The sequence below is a fragment of the Gammaproteobacteria bacterium genome, assembly GCA_024235095.1.
Lineage (GTDB): Bacteria > Pseudomonadota > Gammaproteobacteria > Competibacterales > Competibacteraceae > UBA2383.
Genome location: JACKNC010000001.1, coordinates 2117771 through 2134001, shown reverse-complemented (window position 1 = coordinate 2134001; position 16231 = coordinate 2117771). Strand labels below are relative to the sequence as shown.

At 58.4% G+C, this 16231-nt stretch carries 12 protein-coding genes; 4 read left to right on the top strand and 8 right to left on the bottom strand.

The features are described 5' to 3' along the window. Positions 1–11: 11 nt before the first annotated feature. Positions 12–1418, top strand: coding sequence for an argininosuccinate lyase (argH, locus tag H6973_09430; GenBank protein MCP5125834.1), 1407 nt, complete (start codon positions 12–14; stop codon positions 1416–1418). A gap of 267 nt (positions 1419–1685) precedes the next feature. On the opposite strand, the gene H6973_09425 is transcribed toward argH, so the two are convergent. The 3 genes from H6973_09425 to H6973_09415 all read right to left on the bottom strand — a co-directional run bounded on the left by H6973_09425 (position 1686) and on the right by H6973_09415 (position 5301). Then, entirely contained in the window at positions 1686–3479 is a 1794-nt protein-coding gene (locus tag H6973_09425) for an acyl-CoA dehydrogenase C-terminal domain-containing protein (GenBank protein MCP5125833.1), read from the bottom strand. A 106-nt stretch (positions 3480–3585) separates the two neighbouring features. Continuing rightward, entirely contained in the window at positions 3586–4533 is a 948-nt protein-coding gene (locus H6973_09420; protein ID MCP5125832.1) for an electron transfer flavoprotein subunit alpha/FixB family protein, read from the bottom strand. Positions 4534–4551: 18 nt separating this feature from the next. Then, entirely contained in the window at positions 4552–5301 is a 750-nt protein-coding gene (locus H6973_09415; GenBank protein MCP5125831.1) for an electron transfer flavoprotein subunit beta/FixA family protein, read from the bottom strand. A gap of 237 nt (positions 5302–5538) precedes the next feature. Between H6973_09415 and H6973_09410 the strand changes: the two genes are divergently transcribed. Continuing rightward, complete coding sequence (locus H6973_09410) at positions 5539–5997, top strand: MaoC family dehydratase (protein ID MCP5125830.1); 459 nt, start codon at positions 5539–5541, stop codon at positions 5995–5997. Position 5998: 1 nt separating this feature from the next. Here the strand turns inward: H6973_09410 and H6973_09405 are convergent, their stop codons facing one another. The 4 genes from H6973_09405 to H6973_09390 form a co-directional block, all read right to left on the bottom strand. Continuing rightward, positions 5999–8686: an SUMF1/EgtB/PvdO family nonheme iron enzyme gene (locus tag H6973_09405; protein ID MCP5125829.1), complete on the bottom strand. Its 2688-nt coding sequence runs from the start codon at positions 8684–8686 to the stop codon at positions 5999–6001. 48 nt (positions 8687–8734) lie between these two features. Beyond that, a complete protein-coding gene (locus tag H6973_09400; GenBank protein ID MCP5125828.1) occupies positions 8735–9592 on the bottom strand; it encodes a serine/threonine-protein phosphatase in 858 nt (285 codons plus the stop codon). A gap of 66 nt (positions 9593–9658) precedes the next feature. After that, positions 9659–10120, bottom strand: coding sequence for a peroxiredoxin (locus H6973_09395; GenBank protein MCP5125827.1), 462 nt, complete (start codon positions 10118–10120; stop codon positions 9659–9661). A 41-nt stretch (positions 10121–10161) separates the two neighbouring features. Further along, entirely contained in the window at positions 10162–12147 is a 1986-nt protein-coding gene (locus H6973_09390; protein ID MCP5125826.1) for an SDR family oxidoreductase, read from the bottom strand. Between the two features lie 249 nt (positions 12148–12396). On the opposite strand from H6973_09390, the gene H6973_09385 reads away from it, so the two are divergent. Together H6973_09385 and H6973_09380 are read left to right on the top strand one after the other, a co-directional pair. Beyond that, positions 12397–13950: a wax ester/triacylglycerol synthase family O-acyltransferase gene (locus H6973_09385; protein MCP5125825.1), complete on the top strand. Its 1554-nt coding sequence runs from the start codon at positions 12397–12399 to the stop codon at positions 13948–13950. After that, positions 13934–15370 (top strand): wax ester/triacylglycerol synthase family O-acyltransferase, encoded by a 1437-nt coding sequence (locus H6973_09380; protein MCP5125824.1) that lies wholly within the window; start codon positions 13934–13936, stop codon positions 15368–15370. Before H6973_09385 ends, H6973_09380 begins: the two co-directional genes overlap by 17 nt. On the opposite strand, the gene H6973_09375 is transcribed toward H6973_09380, so the two are convergent. Next, complete coding sequence (locus H6973_09375; GenBank protein MCP5125823.1) at positions 15360–16196, bottom strand: transporter substrate-binding domain-containing protein; 837 nt, start codon at positions 16194–16196, stop codon at positions 15360–15362. The genes H6973_09380 and H6973_09375 overlap by 11 nt on opposite strands. Positions 16197–16231: the final 35 nt, after the last annotated feature.

Below are 16231 nucleotides of genomic sequence, written 5' to 3'. Positions count from 1 at the left end.
CAGGCGATGCCATGAGCGACCAACAAACTAATCAACAAACCAATCAGACCTGGGGTGGGCGATTCACCGAGAGCACCGATGCCTTCGTCGCAGCGTTCACCGCCTCGGTGGATTTTGACCGCCGCATGTACCGGCAGGATATTCAAGGCTCCATTGCCCATGCCCGGATGCTGGCGCGGATTGGCGTCCTGTCCGAGGCGGATTGCGCAGCGATTGTCGAGGGACTGGAGGCGATTCGCGGCGAGATCGAACGCGGCGAGTTCGCCTGGTCCACTGCGCTGGAAGATGTCCACATGAACATTGAAGCGCGCCTGACCGAGCGGATTGGCGACGCTGGTAAGCGCCTGCATACTGGACGTTCGCGCAATGACCAGGTTGCGACCGACATTCGCCTCTACCTGCGCGACGTCATCGACGCGATTCTGGCTGAGATGAAGCGGTTTCTGGGCGGGCTGGCGGAACTGGCGATGCGCGAAGCGGAGACCATCATGCCGGGATTCACCCATTTGCAAGTCGCCCAGCCGGTGACCTTCGGCCATCACCTGCTGGCCTGGTTCGAGATGGTGAAGCGAGATTACGAACGGTTGATGGATTGCCGCAAGCGAGTGAACATCATGCCGCTGGGCGCAGCAGCGCTGGCGGGAACCAGTTATCCGCTGGATCGCGCCTACACTGCCGAACTGCTTGGGTTCGCTGCGCCCTGCGCCAATTCGCTGGATGCGGTCAGCGACCGGGATTTCGCCATTGAATTCACGGCTGTTGCGGCGATTCTGCTGACCCATCTCTCACGGATGGCCGAGGAGTTGGTGCTGTGGTCCTCGGCGCAATTCGATTTTGTGGAACTGCCGGATCGGTTCTGCACCGGCTCCTCGATCATGCCGCAGAAGAAAAATCCCGATGTGCCGGAGCTGGTGCGCGGCAAGGTCGGGCGGGTAAACGGGCATTTGATCGCGTTGCTGACCCTGATGAAAAGTCAGCCATTGGCTTATAACAAGGATAATCAGGAAGACAAGGAACCGTTATTCGATACAGTGGACACGGTTCTCGGTTGCCTGCGGGCGTTTGCCGATCTGATTCCAGCCTTGCGCCCGAAACGCGAGAAGATGTTGCAATCCGCCCGGCGCGGTTTTGCGACCGCTACCGACCTGGCGGATTATCTGGTGCGCAAGGGGTTGCCGTTCCGCGACGCCCATGAAGTCGTGGGTCAGACAGTGCGGCTTGGCGTGAAGACCGGACGGGATCTGGCGGAAATGACGCTGGCGGAACTGCAACGCTTTTCACCGTTGATCGAGGAAGATGTGTTTGCAGTGCTGACTTTAGAAGGTTCCGTGGCGGCCCGCGATGTGCTGGGCGGCACGGCCTCCAACCGGGTTCGGGAAGCGGCGGCGGCGGCGCTGACCTGGGTGGCGCAGAGGTGATTTTTTGACATCCTCCCCGGCCTTTAGACCACAGGGCTGTTAAATTCTGTGTAGGGCGGGTTAGAGCGTCAGCTCGTAACCCGCCGATTTTGCTGGACTTCGGCGGTGGCGGGTTACGCTACGCTAACCCGCCCTACCCATCAGAATCAGCAGAACTTAACGGCCCTGGGCCTTTAGACTGGGGATTTCTCTGTAGAGAGTACGATGCCCTATACCGAGAACACTGAATGTTCTTCGGTCTCCCCTTTCGGCAAGTCGGGAAAGCTCCTAAAACTGCTCCTCGGTCAACGCCATGATCGAAACGCCGCCCTGCTGGACCGAACGCAACAGCGCGCTGGCTTTGGGCAGCACATGTTCCATGTAGAAGCGGGAAGTGATCAACTTGGCTTCATGAAACACCGGATCTTGCCCAGTCATCAGCTTGTTTTGCGCCACCTGAGCCGCGCGGGCCATTTGCCAGCCGCCGCAGACGTAGCCGACCAGCATCAGGTAATCCACCGACACCGCCATCACGGCGTTCGGGTCCCGGCTGGCCAGCATCCACTGGGTCGCTTCGGTCAGCGATCGGACGCCTTCGTCCAAACCCGCGCGGATCGTCGCCAGATCATCGCCTGAGGCTGAACCTAGCTCTTTGGCGATTGTGTCCATCTCGGCAATCAGCGCCCGCATCGCCGCACCCTGATCCATGCTTAGCTTGCGCCCCGCCAGATCGGCAGCCTGGATACCGGTGGTGCCTTCATAAATGGTGGCGATGCGCGAATCGCGCAAGTGTTGACAGGCGCCGGTTTCCTCGACAAAACCCATGCCGCCATGCACCTGCACGCCCAGCGAGGCAATCTCAATACCCAACTCAGTCTCCCAGCCCTTCACCACCGGGATCAACAGATCCACCCGCGCTTGATGTGTCTGGCGCACCGCCGGATCGGGATGATGACGGGCTAGATCCATGTGCTGCGCGGTGACATAGGCCAGCGCTCGCATCGCTTCATTCTGCGCCTTCATAGTCATCAGCATCCGCCGCACATCCGGATGATGAATGATAGTGACCCGGTCACCGCTCCTGACCCCGACCGGACGGCCCTGCGCCCGATCCTTGGCGTATTCCCGCGCACCCTGATAAGCGCGCTCGCCAATCGCCAGGCCCTGCAAACCGACCTTGAAGCGCGCTTCGTTCATCATAATGAACATATAGGCCAGGCCCTTGTTCTCCTCGCCGACCAGATAGCCGATTGCGCCATCCTGGTCGCCAAACGCCATGACACAGGTTGGACTGGCGTGAATGCCCAGCTTGTGTTCCAGGGATACGGCGTGGACATCATTACGCGCGCCCAGCGAACCGTCGGCGTTCACCAGAAACTTGGGGACAATAAACAGTGAGATGCCCTTCACGCCTTCGGGCGCGTCCGGGGTGCGGGCCAGCACCAGATGAATGGTGTTGGGCGCCATGTTGTGCTCGCCCCAGGTGATAAAAATTTTCTGGCCGAAAATCCGGTAATGATCACCCTCCGGCACGGCGCGGGTGCGCACCGCCGACAGATCGGAGCCGGCCTGCGATTCGGTCAGGTTCATGGTGCCAGTCCACTCGCCGCTAACTAATTGCTGCAGATAGAGCGCCTTTTGCTCGGCGGAACCGACGCGGCTGATCGCCTCGATCGCGCCGCCATTCAACATCGGACACAGGGCAAAAGACATGTTGGCGGAATTCCACATCTCCTGAGTCGCGGTGTTGATCAATTCCGGCAAACTCTGGCCGCCGTGTTCGACTGAACTGGCCAAGCCGTTCCAACCGCCATCGATGAATTTCTGATAAGCCTCGGCGAAGCCATCCGCAGGAATGACGCCTTTCTGTGGATCCAGGCGCGCGCCCAGAATATCGCCGGTCTTGTTCAGCGGCGCCAGCACTTCAGTGGCCAGCTTGGCGGCTTCTTCCAGCACGGCTTCCACCAGTTCAGGATTCACTTCCTGTTCAGCGAAAGCTGGCAATGCCGTAACCTCGTTCAGTCCAGCAAGTTCATTGATCACAAACTGCATGTCGCGGGTTGGGGCGAAATAGGCGGTCATAACGCCTCCTTAAAATTTCTGGAGATTCGGGGAAGGGGGTTAGCATCCTCCCCCTGATAGAAAGGGAGAGGGGCCGGGGAAGGGATGACAGGGAACGACAGTGGTTTTAACCCGCCGCTTTTAGCTTGTCCAACTCTGTGGATAATTCAGGCACGGCGGTAAACAAGTCAGCCACCAGACCATAATCAGCGACCTGGAAGATCGGCGCCTCCTCGTCCTTGTTAATGGCGGCAATAACCTTGCTGTCCTTCATGCCGGCCAAATGCTGAATGGCGCCGGAGATGCCGACCGCAATGTACAGTTCTGGAGCGACCACCTTGCCGGTTTGGCCCACCTGGTAATCATTAGGCACGAAACCGGAGTCCACGGCGGCGCGGGAAGCGCCCACCGCCGCGCCGAGTTTGTCGGCTACATCCTCCAACAACTTGAAATTCTCGCCGTTGCCCATGCCGCGTCCACCCGAGATGATAATGCGCGCGGCGGTCAATTCCGGCCGGTCGGACTGGGTGAGTTGCTGACCGACAAAACTGGAGACGCCGGCATCCGCCGCTAGGTTGACTGATTCAACGCTCGCTGAACCGCCCGTTGCCGCCGCTGGGAACGCCGTGCCGCGCACGGTGATCACCTTGACCGCATCGCTGGTTTGAACGGTGGCCAGCACGTTGCCGGCGTAAATGGGACGGATGAACGTATCAGCGCTCTCGACCTTGATAATGTCGGAGATTTGCGCCACGTCCAGCAGGGCGGCCACGCGCGGCAGCATGTTTTTGCCTGCGGCGGTGGCCGGGGCCAGGATATGGCTGTAACCGCTTGCCAGGCTGACCACCAGCGCTGCGACATTCTCGGCCAGTTGATGGGCATAGTGCGCGGCGTCGGCCACCAGGACTTTTTTGACCCCCACGACCTGGGCGGCGGCCTCGGCGACCGCGCCACAGCTCTGACCCGCGACCAGGACGTGGATATCGTCGCCTAATTGCGCCGCGGCGGTAATGGTATTCAGCGTCGCCGCCTTGAGGACGGCGTTATCGTGTTCGGCAATAACCAGAATGCTCATGATCGGTACTCGCGGGCCTTAGATGACGTGGGCTTCTTTGTGCAGCTTGTCGACCAGCGCGGCAACGCTGTCGACCTTGATGCCGGCCTGGCGCTTGGGCGGTTCCTGCACCTTGAGGGTGGTCAGACGCGGTGCAGGGTCCACGCCCAGATCCGCCGGCTTCAGCACTTCCAGGGGCTTCTTCTTAGCCTTCATGATATTGGGCAGCTTGACGAAACGCGGTTCATTCAAACGCAGGTCGGTCGTAATCACGGCAGGCAGTTTCAAAGCTACGGTTTCCAGACCGCCGTCCACTTCACGGGTCACGTTGACCGTTCCTTCGCCTACTTCAACCTTGGAGGCGAACGCGCCCTGTGGCCACCCCAGCAACGCGGCCAGCATCTGGCCGGTCTGATTGGCGTCGTCATCGATGGCCTGCTTGCCGAGAATGATCATGTCCGGCTTTTCCTTTTCCACCACAGCCTTGAGCAGCTTGGCGACCGCCAGCGGTTGCAGTTCGACATCGGTTTCCACCAGAATGCCCCGATCAGCGCCCATGGCCAGCGCAGTGCGGATGGTGTCCTGGCAGGTGGGGACGCCCAGCGATACGGCGACGATCTCCTTGATCTTGCCAGCTTCCTGCAGGCGCACGGCTTCTTCCACGGCGATTTCATCGAAGGGATTCATGGACATTTTGACGTTAGCGGTTTCCACGCCGGAACCATCGGCTTTAGCTCGAACCTTGACGTTGTAGTCTACGACCCGTTTTACGGCGACTAAAATTTTCATTGTTGACCTTTGCTTGGGGTTGCTCGTGATTTTGAAATGAACCCATCGGGTTAAGCGTTTTTAAGTTATGGTATTTAGTCGCCCCCGGCAATGCAATGTCTTTATTGATTATTGGTTAGGCGGTCGGTGCGCAAGTTCGGTATTTCGCCTGAATCCACACGTTTACGTGTAGGCCATGCGTTTCCCGTTCGGCGACTGGCCAGTGGAACATTCAATCCATTCGGAGATGATGAAAACATGTATCCCACTCATGAAGGTTATAACGATACCTTGCATGGTTATTATCTGGAAGACCTTGCGGTTGGCATGGGTGCTTCTCACGCTAAAACCGTTACTGAAACCGATGTTGTCCTGTTTGCGGGATTGACCGGCGATAATAACCCCATCCACTGCAATGAAGTGTTTGCTACTCAGACCCAGTTTAAAAGCCGTATCGCCCACGGCATGTTCTGCGCTGGCCTGATTTCCTGCGTGGCGGGCACCCGCCTGCCCGGCCCTGGCGCGGTCTACGTGGATCAACAATTGCGTTTCAAGGCCCCGGTGCGCATCGGAGACACTGTCACCGCGCTTTGCACCGTTCAGGAGATTGTCCAGGAACGCCGGCGCGTTGTCATGAGCACGGTCTGCACGGTCGGCGACAAGGTGGTGGTCGAGGGAACCGCTACTTTCCTGGTTAGCCGCCGCCCCAAAGCCTAGCTCATTCCTCCATGATCACCCGGAAACCGGTCAGCGCATCGCGGTCGCCCGGTTTTCGGGGCAAACGTTTGGCCGAGCGCAAATCGCCCGCGCCATTATTCCAGGATCCTCCCCGCGCAACCCGTTGACCCTGGCCGGACCGTTTGGCGGAACAGCGTTGCTCCTCGCCTGAGTAATTTGAGTAATATTCAGAACAAGTCCATTCCCAGACATTCCCCGCCACATCATGCAACCCGAGGGCGTTCGGTAGATAACTCCCCACCTGCGCGCTGACCGACTGGCCATCGTCCAAATTGCCGATGGACGCGCCAGTTGGATCGTTACGGTCGGAGAAGTTGGCATAGCGAGGATCAATGGTGTTGCCCCAATAATACCGGGTATCGGTTCCAGCCCGGGTCGCGTATTCCCATTCTGCTTCGGTCGGCAGTCGAAATCGTTTGCCTGCGCCCGATTCCCAGGTCAACCACTCGGTGAAAGCCTGCGCGTCGTCCCAGTTTAAGTTGACTACCGGTTGCAGGTCCGTATCCAGGGAACGCCCCTGGAAAGAGCCGCTATCATGCCTGGGTTTAAAACGGCGAAATTGGCTGTTAGTCACTTCGGTTTTGCCGATCCAGAAACCCGCTACACAGACCTGATGAAGGGATTCGTCGCTACCGCGATCTCGTTCGATCGATGGGCTGCCCATGTTGAAACAGCCGCCTTCAACCCAGTTCAACTCGATGCCAGTGATAGGATCGGTGAATGTCCGGGGGGGAGGCACCGAGCGTTCCGCCGTGATCAATTCACTTTGAGCCGCTATTAGCGCTGGATACTGGCGATCGATCGCTGCTGCTTGCTCCAGGGCGCTGTGAGCCTGACGCCACTCCCGTTTGGCGATGAATTCACGAGCCTGATTGATATAACCCGTGAGTTTCGCTTCGCGTTGTCGGGCTTCTTCCTGAGCGCGACGGGCTGCTTCTTCCTCCTCCTGTTTTTTCAGGGCGGCGGCTTCAAGCTGCTGCCGCGCCTGGATAGCCTGGTAGTACTCATAGGAAAGCAAACCGACTCCAAGAAATGCCGAGATACCAAATGCAACCAATAACGCTCGTTTCCAATTGATCCTTTGGGTGTCAGGCGCCGGTTTACCTGGCTCAGGCGCGATCTGCGGAGCCGCCGCCAGCGCTTGCTGAGCAACCGCTTCTTCTGCGATAGGATGGGTTCGCGATCGCGGCGATGAAAGAGGTTCTACCTGCTCGACAGGGATGCTCATCGAGTTTCCCCGCTTGGCCGAGACTTTTTTAAGATGTTCCAGCGCCGATTTAGGCGATCGCTTGAGCAAAGACTTCGACGGTTCCAGGGGCGGTTGCTGAGGGGCTTGCATGGCCGGTTTTGCCGGAGAAACTTCAGATTGGCCCTCGTCCAGATGCTCCCAAATGTTCTCCAGCATCGGCAAAGAAAGATCACTCTCCGTAGACTGAAGCGGCGCAGAGGAGGGTTCGCTGTCAATCGCTCGTGATGGCGCGCGCGGTTCGATCTGATCCAGTGTCAAGTCAGGCAGCGATTCAACGGTCGGGGAGAGCGACTCATACTCAGGCGGTTCATGGATGGGCGCTAAAGGATGCGAAGGGGTAGAAGGTCGCTTGGGCGCTGGCGGCGTTTGCTTATCAGGCCAATGGGGCGCTGGCGGCGCCGATCCCGGCCGCGGCGGTGTAAGGGGTTCGAAGCGCAGAGAAGTTGATGAGGGTAAATCCAGCAAATCGGACCGGATGGGCGGCACCGGAGAGAAATCAACCTGACTGTTCGATTGGTCAGTCGCTTGCAGCAACGCCTGCCGCATGGCGGCCACGCTCTGAAAACGGTCTTCGGGTCGAACCGCCAGCGCTTGGTCGACGACTTGCAACAATCCACGCGAATAAAGACCCGCACCAACTTCCATGGCCGGCTGGACAGGGTCCTTCAGTACCCGGCCTGGCGCTTCAATAGGTGGTGCGCCGGTGATGCAGCGGTACATGACCGCGCCAAGGGCATAGATATCGGTCCAGGGACCGTAATCCTCGCCAACGGTCACATATTGCTCGATGGGTGAGTAACCCGGCGTCACGACGCTGGTAACGCTACGGGTGCGCCGCCCCAACGCTTGTCGGGCGGCGCCGAAGTCGAGCAGCATGACATGGCCGTCGCGACTGCGAATGTAAAGATTGCTCGGCTTGAGATCCCGGTGCAGATAATTCTGACTATGCACGGCTTCCAGCGCCGGCATAACGTCGTTCAATAGGCGGTGCAATTCATGCTCGGGGAGAATACCGCCACGTTGCAACATAGCGCTCAGCGATTCGCCATCCTCATATTCCATCACGATATAAGCGCTGCCGTTCGCTGCAAAGTAATCGCGCACCCGCACCACGCCGGGATGATTAACTTGCACCAGAATCTTGGCTTCATCCAGGAAGCGTTCCAGGCCCCACTGGTAGCAGGGAGGCTCGCTCTGCCGGGCGGGGATTTGTCCTTGGGCATTCGGGCGGACATTGACGCCATTGTGATCGCGATAGGCCCATTCCGCCGGGAAATACTCCTTGATCGCGACCTCGTTTTGCAGGGCTTCGTGGATGGCCCGATAGGTGATGCCAAAACCGCCGGCGCCCAACACCCCTTCGATCTGATAGCGGTGCAGGTTATAGCCATTGGGCAGGGCGTTGGTTTCTTCAGTCATCGAGCTGCCCTTTGCAGTGGACGTTGTTGGCGCAATCGGTGGACCTGCCTAGCGCCGGTCGCGGTTGAGCAACGAGCTGAACCCCGCCGATAGCCAGCGCAGCCAGCGCGGAGCATCGCTCGCGGCGCCTGGATCCATGCGCAACAGCACCAGCGTTGCGTTATCAGCATCCGCGCCACCGCGCTGCACAGCCATCTCAATCAATCGATGAGCGGCGACTGCCAGGCCATGATCCCGGGTGGTCATCCAAAACTCGCTTTCGGTCACATGCTCCCAGACGCCATCTGAGCAGAGCGCCAACAGATCACCGGCTTCGATGGCCAAGTTACCCTGGTCCGGTCGCGGCAATTCTTCGCCGCCCAGGCAGCGGTAAAGCCGGTTTTGCGCTGGATGCGCGCCCATCTCGGACTCCTGGATTTCACCAAGATCGGTCAGCAATTGGACCACGGAATGATCGCGAGTGCGCATCAAGCGATGGCCCTGCCGGAAATGATAGAGGCGGCTGTCGCCGATATTCAGCCAGTAGGCCCGCCCGCCCGCCAGCCAGACCATGACCAGCGTACTGCGAGCGGTTTCCGACCGGCTGTTGATTATTTCATGCATGCGCCGGCTCAACTGGTTGAGCGCGGCGGGAGGATCCGTTTCCAGGGACAACGGCGGATGCAGAATGAAATCCCGGGCGGTGTCGATAACGATTTGCGCCCCCAGCGCGCCCTCCCGATGCCCGCCCATGCCATCGGCCACAATCGCCAGCAGTCCTTCCTGGTTGTGTAGCTGGAAAAGTCCCCAGCGATCCTGTTGTTCATGGCGACCTCCCTGTTGGCTGGCCGCGCCATTCTCCCATGGGAGAGTAGGAGCGGATTCCTGGATGGACGGCTGTAAGGATGGGGTAGCGCCGGTAGTCATTCGTTTTATGATCACTATGGTGGCATGGATTCGTCTGCAACCGAACAGAACAAACGTAAGAAAAACTTACAACAGCTTAAGCACTTCCTCCGCATGGTTCGCGCAATTCGGCTTGTCGATGATATGGGCAATATGACCGCTCTCGTCGATCAGGTAAGTAATGCGGTTCGCCACGCCAAACAGGCTGGCGGCTGTTCCCATCACTCCGCCGCCCATGGCGCCATAGGCGCGACTGACCGCGCCATCGGTATCGGCAATCAGCGGGAAGCTGATATTGTACTTTTCGGTGAAGCGCTGGTGGGAACCCACATCCTGGGTGGAAACGCCCAGAATCGCAGCGTCCTTGTCCTGAATTTCCTGGTAATGGTCGCGCAGGGAGCAAGCCTGTTTGGCGCAACCAGGAGTATCGTCCATGGGGTAGAAATACAGCACCAGTTTGCGGCCAAAATAATCGGACAATTTGACAGCACTGTTATCGGTGGTCGTCGCGGTGAACTGGGGGGCGGGGTCGCCAATTTTTAATTTCATGGCTCTTCTCTCACGGGTCGTTGTGACTAAATGGACGCGGATTACCAGTAAATACCTCGTGTGAACTGCGCAAAGGAAATTTGTTCCAGCGAGGGTTCCTGGGATTCAGGGTTCGGCGCTTTAGCGGCTGCTGATTCGGGGAACAGCCGAAAGGCCGTGTTCATGATAACCGCGTACACCTTAGGCGCCAGGGCATGGAGCACCTGGGCAAACACGCCGATCCGGGTCGCGATGCGCTCCGGTCGGTCAATAATGGCTTGAACAATCAAATCGGCGGCTTCGTCCGGACTGAGCGTCGGCACATGCTGATAAATTTTCGTCGGCGCGATCATCGGGGTGCGCACCAAGGGCATGTTGATGGTCGTGAACTCGATGCCGCTATCGGAGAATTCGGCGGCTGCACAGCGGGCGAAAGCGTCCAGCGCCGCCTTGGAGGCAACATAAGCCGAGAAACGCGGCGCGTTGCTCAGTACGCCAATTGAGGAAATGTTGATGACGTGCCCATGTTTTTTCGCCATCATGCTCGGGATGAAACCCATAATCAGCCGCAGCGCCCCGAAATAGTTGAGTTGCATGGTGCGTTCGTAATCGTGGAAGCGATCCAGCGAATTCTCAATGGCCCGGCGAATCGAGCGACCGGCATTATTAACCAGGATATCCACCCTGCCATGCTCGGCCAGCACCTGCTGAATCAGCGCATCACAGGACGCAATATCAGCGACATCCGCCGTGTAAACGTGGGCAATCCCCCCACGTTCCTGAATTTCCCGCTGGGTATCCAGCAACTTTTCTTCGGTGCGAGCGACAATCAGGGTTTTAGCGCCCGCTTCCGCCACCTTCAGCGCGGCGGCCTTGCCGATGCCGGAGGATGCGCCGGTAATCAGCACGACTTTGTTCTTCACCGCTCCGCTCAGCGTGCGGTCGACGAACAGATCGGGATCGAGATGACGCTCCCAGTAATCCCACAATTTCCAGGCGTATGTTTCCAGCGGAGGCACGGCGATATCCGTCCCTTCGAGCGCCTTCAGGGTCTGACGACAGTCGAAGCGAGTTGGGTAATTGATCAACCCCAACACATCGGCGGGAATGCCGAGATCCTTGAGAATTTGGTTCTTGATCCGCCGCACCGGTTTCAGTTGCGACAGTCCAGTTTTGATGATCTCGGGCACAAAGGCGAACATCAAGGCGTTAAACCGCAGCGTCATTTCCGGGGCATGGGCGGAACGGGCGAACAGATTAAGGATATCGCCGACCCGGTGCGGTTTTGGGTCGACCAGATGGAAGCATTGGCTATCGAGACCCGGTTGATGCGCGATGTGGTCCAGGGCGTCCACAATGAAATTGACCGGCACCAGGTTCAGCCGACCGCCTTCGATGCCAATCATGGGCATCCAGGGCGGCAACAGATTGCGCACTTTCTGAATCAGCTTGAAAAAGTAGTACGGGCCGTCAATCTTGTCCATTTCGCCCGTGCGGGAATCGCCCACCACTGCACCGGGCCGGTAGACCCGCCAGGGCTGGGAGCATTCGCGGCGTACAATCCCCTCCGATTCATGCTTGGTGCGATAGTAAGGATTATCGAGCGCCTCGGCTTCGTCGAACATATCCTCGCGGAATACGCCTTCATACAGGCCAGCGGCGGCGATCGAGCTAGTCAGATGAAAACAGCCCACCTCGACCGTTTCGGCGAAGGCAACGACATGACGGGTACCCTGGATATTGACCTTTTCCTGGACTTCGGCGCTGGCCTTGAGATCGTAAATCGCCGCCAGATGAAAGAGGTGATCGATTTGGCCCTTAAGCCGGGCGACATCGCTGTCCGCCACCCCCAGGCGCGGTTGCGTGAGATCGCCAAGGATCGGCACGGTGCGGTCGGCGTTCTGGCCCCAGCGCTCACGCAATGTTTCTACGATAGGCAGCTCACGCTCCAGAATCAGATAATAAACCGTACTATCTTGACGTTGCAGTAATTTTTCGACAAGACGTCGGCCGATAAAGCCGGAAGCGCCGGTAACAAAGTAATTCATGTCGTTGCAGCTCCACGGGGGTGGCGTTTTTTTAATGGTTTTACAATTATAGATTTTACGATGCCGAAAATCTTTAACTATGCAAGTCGCCTGCAGAATAGCCCGGCGCCAATGCGCATAAGCAACCTCTCTATCGATACAATCAGCGGCCAATTCAGCAAAGCTCTCGGTAAACTATAGGCTTAGAATACATGTTTATCCGGTGACCGGATGGCATCAACCCAGCTCCCACCAAGGGTAGATTTCCTCATGCCCAGGAAAGAAGAAAGCGAACGCATCTCCGGGATTGACACGGCCTGGTTACGCATGGAGCAGCCGACCAATCTAATGATGATCACCGGAGTGATGATCTTCGCCGAGCGACTGGATTATGAGCGGTTGCGAACGGTCATCGAAAACCGATTTCTCAAATATCGCCGCTTCACCCAACGGGCGGTTCAGAAGAGCGCCGGCGCTTTCTGGGAAAGCGACCCCTACTTTGATATCCGCCGGCATTTGCTGCGCACCGCGCTGCCTGGTCGGGCTGACCAGGCGGAATTGCAATACCTGGCCAGCGATCTGATGAGTACGCCGCTGGATTTCTCCAAACCGCTATGGCAGTTCCACCTGGTTGAAGACTATCAGGGCGGCAGCGCTATCATCCTGCGCATCCATCATTGCTACGCCGATGGCATCGCCCTGATTCACGTCTTGTTATCCCTCACCGATCCCGCGCCCGATGCGCAATCTTCACCTGCCGAAGCAGTCGAGCGTATCGAAGAGGATGGGATTTTCCGGCGTTTTTTTGAACCGGTCGATAAATTGATGAGCGCTCTGAAAGTGGGGCGCGGACTGGTTGGCGAGGGTTTTGACCTAGTCCGGCATCCCACGCAAGCGCTGGATTATGCCCGCAACGGCGCACAACTGGCGGCGGAAATCGCCCGACTGGCCTTAATGAACGACGATTCCCCCACCCGCTTCAAGGGCAAGCTAGGCGTGACCAAGCGGGTCGCCTGGGCTGAACCGCTGAACCTGCCTGAAGTCAAGGCGGTCGCCAGAGCGCTCGGCGGCTCGGTCAATGATGTGTTGCTGGCCTGTGTCGCTGGCGCCTTGCGCGACTACCTGCTAGAACAGGGCGATCCGGTTCCCGGAAACCTGGAAGTGCGGGCGGTGATTCCGGTCAATCTGCGGCCGCTAGAGAAAGCCGCTAATCTGGGTAATTTCTTCGGGCTGGTGTTCCTGGCGATGCCGGTGGGCATCGCCAATCCGCTGGAGCGGGTGTACGAGGTGCGGCGGCGGATGAACGCACTAAAGGATTCTTATCAGCCGATTCTCGCCCTGGGTTTACTGGGAGCCGCGGGTATGGGTCCCAATTTGTTGCAACAGTCGTTGCTGGAGATTTTGAGCAAAAAAGCCTCGGCGGTGATGACCAACGTGCCCGGTCCGCGGGAGGCGATTTATCTGGGCGGAGCGCGCTTGGCCGAGATGATGTTCTGGGTGCCGCAATCCGGTCAGATCGGCATGGGCGTCAGCATCCTCAGTTACCATAACCGCGTGCATTTCGGATTGGTGGCCGACCGTAAACTGATCGACGATCCTGGCGCCGTGATCAGTCGCTTTGCCGGGGAGTTCGAGAAACTGCTCTTCGTGACCCTGATGAGTCCCTGGGATCAGGAACTGGATGCGCGCCAGGTTGAGCAGTCTTTCACGGCGTGGTATGGACGGGATCGCGGCGCTGAGTCAAGCTCCCATGGCCGTAAGCATTCACCTCCCCCCTTTGAAAAAGGGGGACCGGGGGGGATTCCGCATGGGCAACGAGGCTAAAATCCCCCCTCACCCCCCTTTGCCAAAGGGGGGGACTGAACGGTTACCCATGGTCCATGATCTGTCCGACCGTGGTTCTGCCTGGGAATGGACCGCCTGGAGCGATGTGACCTGGGCGCGAATGGATACGCCGAACCAGCCGATGGTGGTCACCGTCATGCTGTTGCTGGACGCGCCGCTGGAGCCGGAACAGTTCAAGGCGATTCTGCGGGATCGACTACTTCCCTTTGACCGGTTTCGACAACGCCTGGTCCAGCGCGGTGTTCGTTATGCCTGGGTCGAGGATGCAACGTTCGATCTCCATAACCATCTGGAATGGCGGCAGTTGCCGAAGATGGGCGATGCAAGGACTTTGGAGGCGCTGATCGGCGAACTGGCCAGCCAGCCTTTGGATTTCAACCGGCCACTGTGGCGTTGCGTCGCTGTGGACAACGCCGGCGCGGGAGGCGCGGTGGTGTTCCAGGTCCATCACTGCATCGCTGACGGCATCGCACTGTTGCGAGTATTCCTGACCCTGGCTGACCGGGCGCCTCACCCAGACGAAGCGACAGTGGCGCAAGCGTCGAGTTTGGAGGAACGGCGAATGCAAGCCCGGCTGGCGGCGAAAACCGCCAAGGCGCCACGTCCGATGCTGGGCTGGCGGGAACGATGGCGCTGGAGCATGGCGTTCCTGGCGACCTTGTTGCGCCAGCCGTTGCTGCCGCCCGATACCCGAACTCTCTTGCGTGGACGGTTGAACGGACAGAAACGCATGGCCTGGTCAGCGTCGATCCCGCTCAACAAGATCACTGGCATTCGCCAGCGCTGGGGTGGACGAGTGAACGATGTGATGTTGACTGCTACGGTGGGCGCGCTGGGACGCTATTTGCGAGCGCGAGGCGAAATGCGGTCTGGGTTGAAAATACGCCTGGCAGTGCCGTTCAATCTGCGGCCCTATCAGGAGGAAATTCGCCTGGGCAATGAATTCGCCGTGATCTTTCTGAGCCTGCCGCTGGATATTGCGGATCCAGTCGCGCGCCTGAAAGCAGTGCGGGCGCGGATGGAGCGGGTCAAGGCCTCGCCGGAAGCGGTCGCGAACCGATTGCTGATCAAGCTGGTCGGCCGGTTCCCTCACTGGTTGGAGCACGGGATCATGCGGCTGTATGGGACCAAGGCGACCGCCGTGCTAACCAATGTGCCGGGACCGGAGGAAAAACTATATCTGGCCGGATCGCTGATCGAACGGGGATTGGGCTGGGTGCCGCAAGTGACCGGCATTGGCATTGGTTTTTGCGTGCTGAGTTACGCGGAATCGATCACGGTCGGCGTGGCTACGGACAGTGGCGTCGTTGACGAACCGGCAGAGCTGGTCGCTGGATTCGAGGCCGAATTGGCGGAACTGGCCAGCCGAATGATGGCTGATAGCGCTCCTACTCCATAACCTGCCCAGCCCAGTCACGGCTCTTGAACCAGTAATCATGCCGTTCTTTCAGCCAGCCGTCTTGCTGGCGCAGCATGATCCAGTTATTAAAGAAGTTCAGCGCGTCGGGATCGCCTTTGCGCAATGCGAAACCTTCTGCGCCCTGTACGAAAGGCTCTGCAATCGGCAGAAACAACTTGTCGGGATGTTTCAACGCCTCGAAAGCCGGTGTAGGCGTACTGGTGACAAAGGCATGGGCCTTGCCATTGAGCACTTCCTGCAACGCCAGCGCATCCTCGTCGAACTGCCGCAGTGTGGCCTTGGGCATCATCCGCCGAGCAGCGGTCGCCGGAGTCGCGCCACGCCGCACCGCCAACACGATTTCGGGCTTGTTAAAATCTTCCAGTGTGCTGAATCCATCCGCCAACTCCTTATTAGCCACCATCTGGATGCCGGAATTGGCATACGGCAAGGAAAAGTTGACGGTCAGATTCCGTTCCGGGGTAATGGACATACCGGCGATAATAATGTCGAACTTACCGGCTAATAGGGCAGGAATAATGCCATCCCAGGCGGTCGGAACGAATTCCGCTTTTACTCCCATATCCTCGGCCAGTTTTTTGGCGACATCGACTTCATAGCCGATCAACTCGCCATTTTTGTCGCGCATCGCCCAGGGAACAAAGGTCGACATGCCAATCTTCATTGTCCCCCGTCGTTTGATGACTTCCAGAACGCTGCCGCCGGCCAGTTGCTGATTAAGCTTTTGCGCATTGACCAGAGTCGGCAACGCCAGGGTCAGCGCCAAAACGCAAGTTGCTAATACGGTGAAAAAACGATGAAACATAATAAAATCCTCAATATGATCGAATTTGATTCACT

Coding starts and splice junctions, on each gene's coding strand:
- H6973_09410 (MCP5125830.1), top strand. CDS start 5,539: ATGTATCCCACTCATGAAGGTTATAACGATACCTTGCATGGTTATTAT.
- H6973_09415 (MCP5125831.1), bottom strand. CDS start 5,301: ATGAAAATTTTAGTCGCCGTAAAACGGGTCGTAGACTACAACGTCAAG.
- H6973_09420 (MCP5125832.1), bottom strand. CDS start 4,533: ATGAGCATTCTGGTTATTGCCGAACACGATAACGCCGTCCTCAAGGCG.
- argH (MCP5125834.1), top strand. CDS start 12: ATGAGCGACCAACAAACTAATCAACAAACCAATCAGACCTGGGGTGGG.
- H6973_09385 (MCP5125825.1), top strand. CDS start 12,397: ATGCCCAGGAAAGAAGAAAGCGAACGCATCTCCGGGATTGACACGGCC.
- H6973_09425 (MCP5125833.1), bottom strand. CDS start 3,479: ATGACCGCCTATTTCGCCCCAACCCGCGACATGCAGTTTGTGATCAAT.
- H6973_09380 (MCP5125824.1), top strand. CDS start 13,934: ATGGGCAACGAGGCTAAAATCCCCCCTCACCCCCCTTTGCCAAAGGGG.
- H6973_09375 (MCP5125823.1), bottom strand. CDS start 16,196: ATGTTTCATCGTTTTTTCACCGTATTAGCAACTTGCGTTTTGGCGCTG.
- H6973_09390 (MCP5125826.1), bottom strand. CDS start 12,147: ATGAATTACTTTGTTACCGGCGCTTCCGGCTTTATCGGCCGACGTCTT.
- H6973_09405 (MCP5125829.1), bottom strand. CDS start 8,686: ATGACTGAAGAAACCAACGCCCTGCCCAATGGCTATAACCTGCACCGC.
- H6973_09400 (MCP5125828.1), bottom strand. CDS start 9,592: ATGACTACCGGCGCTACCCCATCCTTACAGCCGTCCATCCAGGAATCC.
- H6973_09395 (MCP5125827.1), bottom strand. CDS start 10,120: ATGAAATTAAAAATTGGCGACCCCGCCCCCCAGTTCACCGCGACGACC.